This is a genomic window from Shimia abyssi, from assembly GCF_003014475.1.
Taxonomy (GTDB): Bacteria; Pseudomonadota; Alphaproteobacteria; order Rhodobacterales; family Rhodobacteraceae; genus Shimia; species Shimia abyssi.
The window spans coordinates 13,983-26,443 of the sequence record NZ_PYGJ01000003.1; the positions used below are offsets into that span (position 1 = coordinate 13,983).

Genomic DNA, 12,461 nt, shown 5'->3' on the forward strand with positions numbered 1-12,461 from the left:
CTGAGGCCTTGACGATGTCTGCTTCGGGCTCCGACCCGTCATACGCCGCAGGGCTCTTAAAGGTCTGCTATGGGCTCGTTCCAGCCGTTCGCCGTAATTTGAACTAAGGTCCGTTGAGCGGGACCGAACTGTCATTGGTGACCGCTTGGCAGATGGCCGCCTCCGGCAGCTATCTGCACTGCGGATGATTTTTGGGAAGCGGTCCATGGGGTCCTGTATCATCAACGTTATTGGCGACGAACATATTTAGTCACCGGTGGTCCCGACGACTTCTAAAAACCTTTCAATAGCGGCAGAGTTTCCGGTTTTCCGAAATGCAACGTACAAGTCGATTGGGTTGCTGCATGGTTCAAATGGAACGAAGGTGACCCCTGGGGGAGCAATGTTCCGGACCCAAGCTGGTGCCAGTGCGATCCCGAGCTCTTGAGCTACGAATTGCAATAGTGTGGACTTGTCGATGATCTCGCAAACAATGTTCGGCTGTGCACCAATCTGTCGGAAACCGCTCCAAAGTACCTCATGCAAAATTGGTCGCGCGTGTTTTGGATAACCTACGATCGGTTGGTTTGCGATTTCAGATGCGGAAAGGGACGCAGAACCAGAAAGAGGGTTGGTATCGGCAAGGACCACCACGACAGGCTGACTGTGCAGCAGCTTACTGGTTATAAAGTTTTCTTCCAGAGGCGTTCGTACGAAAGCCACATCGGTGCGATGGCTGATCAACTCTTGAGCATGCTGCTCGGAGGACGAAATTTCCAGAACCTGGACATGGACGTTTGGATCGGTTTCGCGGAATGAGAGTAGCACTTTGGGCAACAGCATCGAGATCGCCTCATCAACACCGCTCACGCGAATGTGGCGCAGGTCGGACTCGGCGGTGTGGCGAACATTGGAGACCGACCTTTCGATATCGGCAAGAATCCTTTTGGCATCCTGAGGGAACTCCGACCCGGCTTGGGTCATGCTGACTTGTCGGGTCGTCCTGAAGAACAGCCGGACTCCAAGTTCGTGCTCCAACGCCGCAATCCGTTCAGAGAGGGCGGATTGGCTCAGCCCCAAACGTTCGCCCGCGCGTCGGAAGTGAAGTTCTTCCGCGACGGCGACGAAGCATTCCAGTTGTCTGATGTTCAATCCGTATTCCTTTGATCGTTTACTTGATGACGCTAATTCGCATTCCATCGCTTAATCCGGCCTCGAAATCGCGGATTGCGCCTGCATATTCGAGCGAGTCCAACGTATCATCGCGGCCTCGGATCAGCGATGTTCGTGTGGCATCGTCCATCTCGAAAGGTACGGAGGTTTCGCCCGCCGTTATTGTACGGCTATTTAGGTCAATCGATATCTCGGCGCCGCTAGGGTTGCTGGCGAATTGCAAGAGGGCGTCCCGTGCTGCGGGGGAAACAACCGGCAGTGCAAGACCATTTTTCCGGGCATTGTCGTAGAAAATCCCGGCAAAACCTGTCCCGATGCAGGCGCTGATCCCCAACTGCCTCATACCCCAGACAGCATGTTCCCGGCTAGACCCACACCCAAAATTGTCGCCGACAACCAATATCGTCGCTTTAGTCCAAGGCGCTTGGTTCAGAGTGAATTCCGGGCGGTGTTGCCCCGCGTTGTCAAAGCGCAGATCGGCAAAAGTACCGTCTGCCAACCCTTCGCGGGTGATCGTGATCAAAAATCGTTTGGGCATGATCACATCGGTATCGACATTGGCCAGCGGCAAGGGGGCGGCGATCCCTTTGATCGTCTTGGTCATCAGTTTGCCTTTCATTTGAAATCACGCACGTCAACGAGGTGCCCAGACACGGCGGCTGCCGCGACCATTGCAGGGGACATTAAATGGGTGCGCGCGCCACGGCCCTGACGTCCTTCGAAATTTCTGTTGGTTGATGAAGCGACCCGCTCGCCATCCATGGCAATGTCGTCATTCATCGCCAGACACATCGAACAACCAGCTTCAGGCCGCCATTCAAATCCGGCGGTCTCGAAGATTGCGCGAAGGCCTTCGGCTTCGGCCTTAAGACGTGTCATGGCAGAGCCGGGCACTACGATTGCTTCGACGCCTGTCGCCACATGCCGACCTTCCAGTATTTTGGCCGCCTCTCGTAAATCTTCGATACGGCTATTCGTACAAGAGCCGATGAATGCTGTGTCGATTTCTATCGACTGGGCTGATTGCCCCTCGGACAATCCCATGTACTGCAATGAACGTTCCAAAGCCGCCTTGGCCTTGGGAGAGACGTAGTCTGCCGCGACCGGCACATTTGCAGTGATTGGTATGGATTGATCCGGGCTGGTACCCCAGGTGATCAAGGGTTCGATGTCGGCGCCTGAGATCACAAATTCCTTGTCAAATTCGGCTTCGGGGTCGCTGACCCAGCTTTCACCTTTGAATTCAAAACGACCACTATGAGGGTGCCCCAGCAACGCGGCATCGGTGATGTCATCTGCCGCAATCAATGCTGCACGAGCGCCCAGCTCGACCGCCATATTGCAGACGGTCATACGTCCGGCCATATCAAGCCCGCGAATGGCAGAGCCAGAAAATTCTACGGCATGCCCATTCGCACCACCCGCCCCGACGACCTGCACGATCTTCATGATAATGTCCTTTGCTGTCACGCCGGGGGCAGTGCCGCCTTCGACGGTGACGCGCATGGTTTTCATACGCTTGTAGCGCAGCGTCTGGGTGGCCAGCACATGTTCCACCTCCGAAGTGCCGATGCCAAACCCTAACGCGCCAAAGGCGCCATAGGTGGTGGTATGGCTGTCACCGCAAGCGATCAGCATGCCGGGCGCGACCAACCCCTGTTCCGGCACCACGACGTGTTCGATGCCCTGCCGTGGGTCGCCCAAACCATAAAACGCGATACCGTGTTTGGTGCAGTTTGCCTCTAGATTGTCGATAAGCAGTTTTGATGCTGCATCATGCGGCTCGCTGCTTCGGGTTGCGTTCACATGGTCGACCACCGCCAAATGCGCCTCGGGTCGCCAAACGCCCAATTGCTTTGTATCGAGCCCGGAAAAGGCCTGCGGGCTGGTGTATTCGTTCATGATGTGGAAATCGACATAGATAAGCATGTCGCCATCGGGCAGATCGCAGACCTTATGGGCGTCGACCAACTTGTCATAAAGGGTCCGGTTCATTTGGATGCCTCTGCGTGGATAGGGTTGCGGGCAAAGTAACCGGACATACGCGCGGCTATTTTGTTGGGGATTTCTTCAGCCATGTAATGCGTCGCATCAAGCGCTTCACCTTCGACCATTTCGGCACGCTGGCGCCAAAGCGAAAGTGCATCGAAACAGGTCTCGATCACACCATGTTTGGCCCAAAGGACCTGGACCGGCACGGGCAGCTTGCGACCTTGATCAGCGTCATCATGCTCAATGTCGATGGTGGCGGCGGCGCGGTAGTCTTCACAACTTGCGTGAATGGCGTCGGGGCACGAAAAGGCATTCAGGTATTCGTCCAGCGCCGCATCGGCAAACGGATTGTCACCACGGGCTTGATTGAAGCACTTCAATTTCCAGAACCCTTCGGGGTCGGCACCGATCAAATGTTCAGGCAACGGGTACTTCTGGATCAGAAAAAACCAATGCCAATACATCTCGGCAAATCTGGCAGATGTATTGGCATACATCTCTCGCGTCGGCGCGATATCCAGCAAAGACATGGCGGCAACATGTTTCGGATGATCAAGCCCCAGACGATGCGCTACGCGAGCGCCCCGATCATGGGCACCGACCAGATACCGGTCATGCCCGAGCCGCGCCATCACCGCGTGGATATCCCTTGCCATTGACCGCTTGGAATACGGGAAATGCGAAACGCTGGAGGGCGGTTTGTCGGATCGCCCATAGCCCCGCAGGTCCGGGCAAATCACCTGAAAGTCCCGTGCCAGAACCGGCGCCACCCTATGCCACATGGCCGAGGTCTGCGGGTAGCCGTGTATCAGAACGACCGGTGGCGCGCCCACAGGACCTGCGCGACGGACAAACAAGGTTGCACCATCTCCTTCGATCCGTTCCTCCACGAATTCCTCAAACATTTCGACCTCCTCGGGAAGTTTTCTTTCCCTCGTTATCTCAGATTAATTGGGAATTACTAATCGGAAAAACTAATTAGTTTTGCCAACTAATTCTCCCTCAAATCGTCTCTATGGTCGAACGCCATGAGGGGCGCTTGGGTGAAGGAGATCCGGACACAGGGCCCTGCAAATCAATGGAGGATACAATGAAATTTCTGCTGAGCACTGCTTTTACAATGACCATGGCCTTGGGTGCATCTACTGCAATCGCGGCCTGTGATGACGGAGAGGTCGTTATTAAATTCAGCCATGTCACTAACACGGACAAACACCCAAAAGGCATCGCTGCAACCTTGTTGGCCAACCGTGTGAACGACGAGATGAACGGCAAAGCCTGCATGGAAGTCTTCCCGAACTCGACACTATACAATGACAACAAGGTTCTGGAAGCCATGTTGCAGGGTGACGTGCATCTGGCGGCACCTTCGCTGTCGAAATTCGAGAAGTTTACCAAGCAATTCCGTATCTTCGACCTGCCATTCATGTTTGAGGATATCGAGGCCGTCGACGCCTTTCAGGCCTCTGATTCTGGCCAGGCCCTGCTCGACAGCATGCAGCGTCGTGGTCTTCAAGGGCTGACATTCTGGCACAATGGCATGAAGCAGATGTCAGCTAATGTGCCGTTAATGTCACCTGCGGACGCTGAAGGGCTGAAATTCCGAGTGATGTCTTCTGACGTGCTGGTGGCGCAAATGGAGGCGATCGGGGGCACCCCACAGAAGATGGCTTTCTCTGAAGTATATGGCGCATTACAGCAAGGCGTGGTCGACGGTCAGGAAAACGTTTGGTCCAATATTTACGGCAAGAAATTCTTCGAAGTGCAGGACGGCATCACCGAGACCAACCACGGGGTGATCGACTATCTGGTCGTAACATCAGTTGACTGGCTCGACAGCCTGGATGCCGATGTGCGCGATCAGTTCCTGACCATCCTTGGCGAGGTCACTGCGCTTCGGAACTCCGAATCCTTTGCCGTCAACCAGGCCAACCGTCAGGCCATCATCGACGCCGGTGCCGAGGTGCGCACGCTGACGACTGACGAGCGACAAGCCTGGGTAGACGCCATGAAACCGGTTTGGGATCAGTTCTCTGACGATGTTGGTCAGGACATGATCGACGCAGCACAAGCGATCAACGAAGGCAGCTAATCGCCTGAGGCTATTTAGAGAAACACGCGCGGGTCATTACACGAATGGCCCGCCCGTTTTCTTAAGCGGTGAAAACACCGCAGGAGGGAACAATGCAAACGAAGCATAGCTTTGTGGACCAGATCGAGGAGACGCTGATTGCGCTTCTCTTGGGGCTGATGACGGTGGTGACCTTTGCCAACGTGATTGCCCGGTTCGGGTTCAACTCTAATATTTTATGGGCGCTGGAACTGACAGTGTTCATGTTTGGCTGGCTGGTGCTGCTTGGCGCCTCTTATGCGGTCAAGAAACACAGCCATCTGGGGGTCGATGCGATCCTGAACATGGTGTCACCGGGCGCGGCGCGGGTGATGGGGATCATCTCGGTCGGGTGCTGTCTGGTGTTTTCGCTGCTGCTGCTGAAGGGCGCGTATGATTACTGGGCGGTGTTTGCCGATCTGCCGCCCACATCGGGGCGCTGGTTCCCGACCGGATTTGCCGACAAGTTCCGCAGCCAGAGTTTCTATGAGGTACAGGATGTGCCGATGGTTGGTTTTTTGCGGTTTTTGGAAGACCTGATCAACTACGGAGACGAATACGAGAAGCTGCCCAAGGTGGTGCCATATCTGGTGTTGCCGGTGTCGATGCTGTTGCTGGTATTGCGCTTTGCGCAGGCGGCGATGCAGATCTGGCGCGGTGAAACCGACCGTCTGGTGGCCAGCCACGAGGTGGAAGACGAGATCGAAGAAGTACGTGCACAGCAGGGGGAGCAGGGCTGATGGAAGTTGTTCTTCTCTTTGCGATGGTGATTGGTTTGTTGCTGATCGGGGTGCCGATTGCAGTGTCTCTGGGCCTCAGTTCAATCATGTTCCTGCTGTTGTTCTCGGACGCCACGCTGGCGTCGGTCGCGGGCACATTGTTCGAGGCCTTTGAGGGGCATTTCACCCTTTTGGCGATCCCGTTCTTTATCCTTGCGTCGTCGTTCATGACAACGGGTGGTGTGGCGCGGCGGATTATCCGGTTCTCGATTGCTTGCGTGGGGCATTTGCCCGGTGGTCTGGCAATTGCCGGTGTGTTTGCCTGTATGATGTTTGCGGCCCTGTCCGGGTCGTCGCCTGCGACGGTTGTGGCGATTGGGTCTATCGTGATCGCGGGCATGCGTCAGGTAGGGTATTCCAAGGAATTTGCCGCTGGTGTGATCTGTAACGCGGGCACGCTGGGTATTCTCATTCCGCCCTCAATTGTGATGGTGGTCTATGCCGCCGCTGTTGAGGTGTCGGTTGGTCGTATGTTCCTTGCCGGGGTCATTCCGGGCCTGATGGCGGGCATCATGTTGATGGTGACGATCTATGTCATGGCCAAGGTTAAGAACCTGCCCAAAGGCGACTGGCAGGGGTGGGGAGAGATCTTTACCGCCGGGCGCGAAGCCGGGTGGGGCCTGTTCCTGATCGTGATCATTCTGGGCGGGATTTATGGGGGTATCTTTACCCCAACCGAAGCCGCCGCTGTGGCCGCTGTCTATTCGTTCCTGATTGCGTCGTTCATCTACAAGGACATGGGGCCACTCTCGGAGGAGGCCAATGGCGGCACCAAGAGCAGCCTGTTGAAAAAGCCTCTGTCGATTGTGACGGCGTTCTTTCACGGTGATACCAAACACACGTTGTTTGAGGCCGGTAAGCTAACGGTCACACTGTTGTTTGTGATCGCCAATGCGTTGATCCTGAAGCATGTTTTGACGGAACAGCAGGTGCCACAGCATATCGCAGGCGCAATGCTGGATGCCGGGTTTGGTCCGATCATGTTCCTGGTGGTGGTCAATGTGATCCTGTTGATCGGTGGTCAGTTCATGGAGCCATCGGGCCTGTTGGTGATTGTTGCACCGCTGGTGTTCCCAATTGCTATTCAGCTGGGTATTGATCCGATCCATCTGGGCATCATCATGGTGGTGAACATGGAAATCGGGATGATCACGCCGCCTGTGGGTCTCAACCTGTTTGTGACTTCGGGCGTGGCCGGAATGCCGATGATGAGCGTCGTGCGCGCGGCGCTGCCGTTCCTCGCGGTGCTGTTCGTGTTCCTGATCATGATTACCTATATTCCGGCAATTTCAACCTTCTTGCCCAATACATTTATGGGGCCGGAGATCATTACAAATTGATCCGAGTGAATTGAGAAAAAACGGCCCCGTACCAAGGTGCGGGGCCGTTTTGCGTTTCTGATATGAGTCAATGTGTGAGTTTGGAGTGAATGGTAAAACGTTCCGAATTGAAATCTTGCCGCTCGCCTGGTTGGCCCCAGATATATCGACGGCCATTCTGGAAGGTCGCCCGCCAGAGCATCTTACGGCAAAGCTTCTTCGTAACCTTCCAGAGCTGCCACTGGATTGGGAACAACAGCGGGAGGTTCTTGGGTTCCAACAGACCTGAAGCCACCGTTAGGCCTCAAGACCTCACGCGAACCTTGCTCACTGAGACTTTCTCCGAAAACACCCGCAAAATGCTCTGATCGGAACTAAAACTTGAGGCCTCTGATGTCTGAATTGCCTGTAAACTATTGAAATTAAATCGCTATTGGTTGCGCTTGGAATAGTTCAGGTTCGAGGGAAAGAAAGTGGTGGGCGACCCTGGAATCGAACCAGGCGTGCGTCTCCGCGAGGGAGTTACAGTCCCCTGCCACACCTTGCGGCCTGTCGCCCACTTTCCTCGGTCATTCGACCGTGGTGTGAGGCGCTGATTACTGTGCCTTGTCTGGGGCGTCAACAAGAAAATCTCTTGCACCTCGTGCTTTGGCGGCGCATTGGTAAACCCTCGTGAATTCGTGGGGTTCGAAGATGAAAAAGCCCAAGTGGGTCGTTGAAAAAGAACAGGCTAAACGCAAGGCTGCTGCGGAAACGTTGTGGTTGTTTGGTTTGCACGCTGTACGCGATGCGCTGGACAATCCGGCGCGCGAAAAACTGCGGCTGATGGTGACAAAAAACGCCGCTGACAAGCTGTCGGAAGCCATTGATATGTCTGATATCGAGCCTGAAATCATTGACCCACGCAAATTCAACCCACCGATTGATTCTCAGTCTGTGCATCAGGGCGCAGCCCTTGAAGTGAAGCCGTTGAACTGGGGGCGCCTTGAGGATTGCGCGTTGGGTGACGGCGAACGACCGCCGCGCCTGTTGTTGCTTGATAAGGTGACGGACCCACATAACGTCGGTGCGATTTTGCGCTCGGCTGAGGTGTTTGGTGCGCAAGCGGTGATTGGCACGCGCCACGGATCAGCACCCGAAACCGGGGCGCTGGCCAAGACAGCCAGCGGAGCCTTAGAACGCCAACCGTATCTGCGTGAACGCAATTTGGCTGACACCATCGTCGCGTTGCAGGGCATGGGGTATATCGTGCTGGGGCTGGATGGCGAGGCAGACGAGACCATCGAAACAGTGCTGGACGGCAAACGCGATCGCGCCGTGGCACTGGTTTTGGGGGCCGAGGGGCCGGGGCTGCGCCAAAAAACCAAAGAGACGGTGGACCACCTGGTGAAGATCGATTTTGCTGGCGCCTTTGGTTCACTCAATGTCTCAAATGCCGCTGCGGTGGCGCTTTACGCATCCCAGCTGCGCTGACACTTCTTCATTTCGCCAAAAATACTTCCGCCGGAGGCTCCCGAAGTTGGGTCATGCGCCCTACATTACAGGCTAGATCCAGTCAGACCGGAGCAGACCAATTCCACAGACGTCAAAAATTGCCACGTGTTGTTACTGCGGCACCCGCGCCGCGCTGATTTTGCGCGGCCGCGAACGCCACGAGTTGGCCTGTTCCTCCTGTGGTGCTCCGCTGCATAATCTTAAACACATGCCGGTTGACGCCAAACGATCAGATCGGCGCGTTCAGGATCGCCCGAGGGCGACAGGGTATATTCCCGAGGTACACGGGAAACCCAGAAAGTCGCACAAGAAAAAACGCAAATCCAAGCGCAAGGATTGGTTTGAGGACATCTTTGAAGTGATTGAAGATATCTTTGATTGACCACGGCGGGCTGATCGCGCGGTTGTAACGTGGTGTTCACATGTTTTTGACATCCTCTTTTATTATGGTGGTGCATAACTACATCAATCGGGCAAGCACGGAGCTGGAACTTCTGTGTTTGACTTCACTGTCCCTCGTTCCGTACCTGGCGCCCAAGATTTCTTGGGCGCTTTTTTCTTGGATACGATCAGGGGTGTTCAAGAGGGGCAATATCAGTAGCGTGTCGGTATGAGCTATTCAGACGATGTCTTAAAAACGATTCTGCGCCGTACCAAGGTGGTTGCCGTCGTGGGTGTTTCGATGAACCCGGTACGTCCCAGTTATTACGTGGCGCGCTATTTAAACCTCAAAGGGTATCAGGTGATTCCGGTCAATCCGGGCCATGCGGGCAAGACGTTATTTGGGGAAACGGTTCGGGCCGATTTGAGTGAAATCGACGTTCCTGTTGATATGGTGGATGTTTTTCGCCGCTCCGAGGCTGTGCCGCCGATCGTAGAAGCGGCACTGGCGCAGTTTCCAAAGCTCCAGACGATCTGGATGCAGATTGGGGTGGAGCACGCAGAGGCTGCGGCAAAAGCTGAGGCGCGCGGCGTAGATGTGATTATGAACCGTTGTCCCAAAATCGAATACCAGCGCCTGTTTGGCGAACTACGCATGGGTGGGTTTGCGACTGGAGTGATTTCATCAAAGCTCTAGCTGCATTCGCCTAGGCTTAGCGGTTTTGCCGCTGACGTCGCTCTTCAAAAACCGTTTGGCGCGCGACCCAGTCATAGCGCTCGTCCTGCAATGTCGGGGACCAGAATAGGTAGCCGCCATAGCGCCAAGGATCGAGTACGACGCCGTCATTCATCCCTTTGCCCTTGGCAGCAATAATGACGGTTGAGTGTTGGATGCGGATATTGGTGGCGTTGGCGATGGCGCGGTGAAAGGTAAGGGTCTGAAAGTTTTCCTGCCAGAGTCGCGCCTCGAGGTCATCGGCCCAGTGCCAGCACAGCCCTCGCGGGCGCAGGCCCTGATTAACCTTGGCATTGTGAACCAGCGGGGAGTCGGTGACGTTGTAGGTGCGTTTCAGCTCGAGCGGATACGTGTAAGCTATACGCGCCGCGCGCGCGGCTTCCTCTGGGTCGACATCAGGATTGAGCGCCGTGATCTGGGCTGTGAGGCCGGGAACATCGGCGCGCGTGACCTCTTCGGGAACGCTGGCGCAGGCGGCGAGTGTGAGGGCCGTGAAGACGGCGGCGAGAAAGCGCAACATGAAAACTCCGGTGCCGGTGGGCAAATCGGGTTTACTATAGGCATTGCGACGGGCAGGAAAAGGCGGATTTGTTAACCTTATCGCGAGGCTTTTTCGGCAATGCCGCTGGTGCCTTGGCGGCGGTCAAGTTCGGCCAGCACATCATCGAGCGCGACGCCACGCGATTGCAGCATGACCAGCAAGTGAAACAGCACATCTGCCGCCTCGTAGGTGAGCTGTTCGCGGTCGCCCTTGACCGCTTCTATCACGGCCTCGATCGCTTCTTCGCCGAATTTTTCGGCACATTTCTCAGGGCCTTTGGCGAGCAGTTTTGCCGTCCAGCTGCTGTCGGGATCAGCGCTGGCACGCATGGCAATGGTAGAGGCGAGAGTGGAAAGCGTGGTCATACGATCCTCATGGGGATACCTGCGGCGATCATGTGTTGCTTGGCTTCCTGCACAGTGAATTCGCCAAAATGGAAGATCGAGGCGGCGAGCACAGCGCTGGCGCCGCCTTTGGTGACGCCTTCGACGAGGTGGTCAAGTGTGCCGACCCCGCCTGATGCGATCACCGGAACGTCGACCGCATCCGAGATGGCGCGGGTGAGCGGCAGGTTAAAGCCGGATTTGGTGCCGTCGCGGTCCATCGAGGTAAGCAGGATTTCACCAGCACCTTTGGCGACAACCAGTTTGGCAAACTCGACCGCGTCGATGCCGGTGGATTTGCGCCCGCCATGAGTGAAGATTTCCCATTTGCCGGGTGAGACGGTTTTGGCGTCGATGGCGACCACGATACACTGGCTGCCAAACTGGGCGGACGCCTCTGCCACGACGTCGGGGTTGGCCACGGCGGCGGAATTGAACGAAACCTTATCGGCACCGGCAAGCAGCAAGCGGCGCACATCGTGCACGGTACGCACACCACCGCCAACAGTGAGTGGGACAAAACATTGCTCGGCGCACCGGCGCACCATGTCGATCATCACGCCGCGATTGTCATGGGTCGCATGGATGTCGAGGAAACAGATTTCGTCAGCGCCCGCTGCATCATAAGCGCGGGCAGCCTCAACCGGGTCGCCCGCATCGCGCAGGCCGACAAAGTTGACACCTTTGACCACGCGGCCATCGGCGACATCGAGACAGGGGATCAGGCGGGTTTTTAACATGGGCGTGTTATGGGCTTTTTTGTTGGGTTGGGGAAGGGGGCTTTGCCCCCTCTTGGCCGATGGCCAATTCACCCCCAGGATATTTTGAGCGAAAGGAAAATCAGGATTTCAGGACCGTAAGCGCGTCTGTCAGATTGATGGCCCCGTCATAAAGCGCGCGGCCAGAGATGGCGCCATTGAGCGGTGCGCCGCAGGATTTGAGCGCCTTGAGGTCGTCAATCGAAGAGACGCCGCCCGAGGCAATGACGGGGATGGAAACAGCGTTGGCAAGATCGGCGGTGGCGGTCACATTGGGCCCCTTCATCGCGCCGTCGCGCAGGATGTCGGTGTAGATAATGGCGGCAACACCGACATCTTCGAAGGATTTAGCGAGATCGGTGACACGCACGTCGGTCTCTTCGGCCCAGCCCTTGGTGGCGACAAAGCCGTTACGGGCGTCAATCCCTACGGCGACCTTGCCGGGAAAGGCGCGGGCGGCGTCGCGTACGAGATCGGGGTTTTCCACGGCAACGGTGCCAAGGATCACACGGGCGAGCCCCTTGTCGATCCAGCGTTCAATGGTAGCCATGTCACGGATACCGCCGCCGAGCTGAGCAGGGACGTTGGTTTGTTTGAGAATTTCTTCAACTGGGGCGGCGTTTACGGGTTCACCTGCAAAGGCGCCGTTGAGGTCAACGAGGTGCAACCATTCGCACCCAGCATGGACGAACTCCATCGCCTGAGCGGCGGGGTTTTCATTGAACACGGTTTCCTGGTCCATGTCGCCATGCACGAGGCGCACGGCGTTGCCGTCCTTGAGGTCGATGGCGGGATAGAGGATCATGGGCGGCACCT

13 protein-coding genes and 1 tRNA gene are annotated in these 12,461 nt (G+C 56.2%); 5 read left to right on the top strand and 9 right to left on the bottom strand.

The genetic code is table 11. The annotated features are described in order from the left end of the window. Positions 1–246 precede the first annotated feature (246 nt). The 4 genes from CLV88_RS06600 to CLV88_RS06615 are packed head-to-tail and all read right to left on the bottom strand — an operon-like array spanning position 247 to position 4,049. The gene (locus CLV88_RS06600; protein WP_106607617.1) at positions 247–1,131 is read right to left on the bottom strand and encodes a LysR family transcriptional regulator; all 885 of its coding nucleotides are present in this window, start codon (positions 1,129–1,131) and stop codon (positions 247–249) included. A gap of 19 nt (positions 1,132–1,150) precedes the next feature. Continuing rightward, positions 1,151–1,756, bottom strand: a complete 606-nt coding sequence (gene leuD / locus CLV88_RS06605) for a 3-isopropylmalate dehydratase small subunit (RefSeq protein ID WP_243403588.1) — start codon at positions 1,754–1,756, stop codon at positions 1,151–1,153. Between the two features lie 11 nt (positions 1,757–1,767). Next, entirely contained in the window at positions 1,768–3,153 is a 1,386-nt protein-coding gene (leuC, locus tag CLV88_RS06610; RefSeq protein ID WP_207797032.1) for a 3-isopropylmalate dehydratase large subunit, read from the bottom strand. Then, the gene (locus CLV88_RS06615) at positions 3,144–4,049 is read right to left on the bottom strand and encodes an alpha/beta fold hydrolase (RefSeq protein WP_106607620.1); all 906 of its coding nucleotides are present in this window, start codon (positions 4,047–4,049) and stop codon (positions 3,144–3,146) included. The genes leuC and CLV88_RS06615 overlap by 10 nt, the downstream gene beginning before the upstream one ends. Before the next feature lie 185 nt (positions 4,050–4,234). Between CLV88_RS06615 and CLV88_RS06620 the strand changes: the two genes are divergently transcribed. From CLV88_RS06620 to CLV88_RS06630, 3 genes are all read left to right on the top strand, one after another. Then, entirely contained in the window at positions 4,235–5,236 is a 1,002-nt protein-coding gene (locus CLV88_RS06620) for a DctP family TRAP transporter solute-binding subunit (protein ID WP_106607933.1), read from the top strand. A gap of 92 nt (positions 5,237–5,328) precedes the next feature. Further along, a complete protein-coding gene (locus tag CLV88_RS06625) occupies positions 5,329–5,994 on the top strand; it encodes a TRAP transporter small permease (protein ID WP_106607621.1) in 666 nt (221 codons plus the stop codon). Continuing rightward, a complete protein-coding gene (locus tag CLV88_RS06630) occupies positions 5,994–7,373 on the top strand; it encodes a TRAP transporter large permease (protein WP_106607622.1) in 1,380 nt (459 codons plus the stop codon). The genes CLV88_RS06625 and CLV88_RS06630 overlap by 1 nt, the downstream gene beginning before the upstream one ends. Before the next feature lie 453 nt (positions 7,374–7,826). On the opposite strand, the gene CLV88_RS22970 is transcribed toward CLV88_RS06630, so the two are convergent. After that, a tRNA-Tyr gene (locus CLV88_RS22970) sits at positions 7,827–7,910 on the bottom strand. Positions 7,911–8,045: 135 nt separating this feature from the next. Between CLV88_RS22970 and rlmB the strand changes: the two genes are divergently transcribed. Together rlmB and CLV88_RS06650 are read left to right on the top strand one after the other, a co-directional pair. Further along, complete coding sequence (rlmB, locus tag CLV88_RS06640; protein WP_106607624.1) at positions 8,046–8,825, top strand: 23S rRNA (guanosine(2251)-2'-O)-methyltransferase RlmB; 780 nt, start codon at positions 8,046–8,048, stop codon at positions 8,823–8,825. 631 nt (positions 8,826–9,456) lie between these two features. Continuing rightward, the gene (locus tag CLV88_RS06650) at positions 9,457–9,924 is read left to right on the top strand and encodes a CoA-binding protein (RefSeq protein WP_106607626.1); all 468 of its coding nucleotides are present in this window, start codon (positions 9,457–9,459) and stop codon (positions 9,922–9,924) included. A 16-nt stretch (positions 9,925–9,940) separates the two neighbouring features. Here the strand turns inward: CLV88_RS06650 and CLV88_RS06655 are convergent, their stop codons facing one another. The 4 genes from CLV88_RS06655 to hisA form a co-directional block, all read right to left on the bottom strand. After that, a complete protein-coding gene (locus tag CLV88_RS06655; RefSeq protein ID WP_106607627.1) occupies positions 9,941–10,483 on the bottom strand; it encodes a hypothetical protein in 543 nt (180 codons plus the stop codon). A gap of 77 nt (positions 10,484–10,560) precedes the next feature. Beyond that, positions 10,561–10,869, bottom strand: a complete 309-nt coding sequence (locus tag CLV88_RS06660; RefSeq protein ID WP_106607628.1) for a phosphoribosyl-ATP diphosphatase — start codon at positions 10,867–10,869, stop codon at positions 10,561–10,563. Next, complete coding sequence (hisF, locus tag CLV88_RS06665) at positions 10,866–11,627, bottom strand: imidazole glycerol phosphate synthase subunit HisF (protein WP_106607629.1); 762 nt, start codon at positions 11,625–11,627, stop codon at positions 10,866–10,868. The genes CLV88_RS06660 and hisF overlap by 4 nt, the downstream gene beginning before the upstream one ends. Before the next feature lie 100 nt (positions 11,628–11,727). Further along, entirely contained in the window at positions 11,728–12,450 is a 723-nt protein-coding gene (gene hisA, locus CLV88_RS06670; protein WP_106607934.1) for a 1-(5-phosphoribosyl)-5-[(5-phosphoribosylamino)methylideneamino]imidazole-4-carboxamide isomerase, read from the bottom strand. Between the last annotated feature and the right edge of the window lie 11 nt (positions 12,451–12,461).

Excerpts from the sequence above, each read along its gene's own strand:
- leuD (WP_243403588.1), bottom strand. The coding sequence starts at position 1,756 with ATGACCAAGACGATCAAAGGGATCGCCGCCCCCTTGCCGCTGGCCAAT.
- CLV88_RS06615 (WP_106607620.1), bottom strand. The coding sequence starts at position 4,049 with ATGTTTGAGGAATTCGTGGAGGAACGGATCGAAGGAGATGGTGCAACC.
- CLV88_RS06620 (WP_106607933.1), top strand. The coding sequence starts at position 4,235 with ATGAAATTTCTGCTGAGCACTGCTTTTACAATGACCATGGCCTTGGGT.
- CLV88_RS06625 (WP_106607621.1), top strand. The coding sequence starts at position 5,329 with ATGCAAACGAAGCATAGCTTTGTGGACCAGATCGAGGAGACGCTGATT.
- CLV88_RS06630 (WP_106607622.1), top strand. The coding sequence starts at position 5,994 with ATGGAAGTTGTTCTTCTCTTTGCGATGGTGATTGGTTTGTTGCTGATC.
- rlmB (WP_106607624.1), top strand. The coding sequence starts at position 8,046 with ATGAAAAAGCCCAAGTGGGTCGTTGAAAAAGAACAGGCTAAACGCAAG.
- CLV88_RS06650 (WP_106607626.1), top strand. The coding sequence starts at position 9,457 with ATGAGCTATTCAGACGATGTCTTAAAAACGATTCTGCGCCGTACCAAG.
- CLV88_RS06655 (WP_106607627.1), bottom strand. The coding sequence starts at position 10,483 with ATGTTGCGCTTTCTCGCCGCCGTCTTCACGGCCCTCACACTCGCCGCC.
- CLV88_RS06660 (WP_106607628.1), bottom strand. The coding sequence starts at position 10,869 with ATGACCACGCTTTCCACTCTCGCCTCTACCATTGCCATGCGTGCCAGC.
- hisF (WP_106607629.1), bottom strand. The coding sequence starts at position 11,627 with ATGTTAAAAACCCGCCTGATCCCCTGTCTCGATGTCGCCGATGGCCGC.
- hisA (WP_106607934.1), bottom strand. The coding sequence starts at position 12,450 with ATGATCCTCTATCCCGCCATCGACCTCAAGGACGGCAACGCCGTGCGC.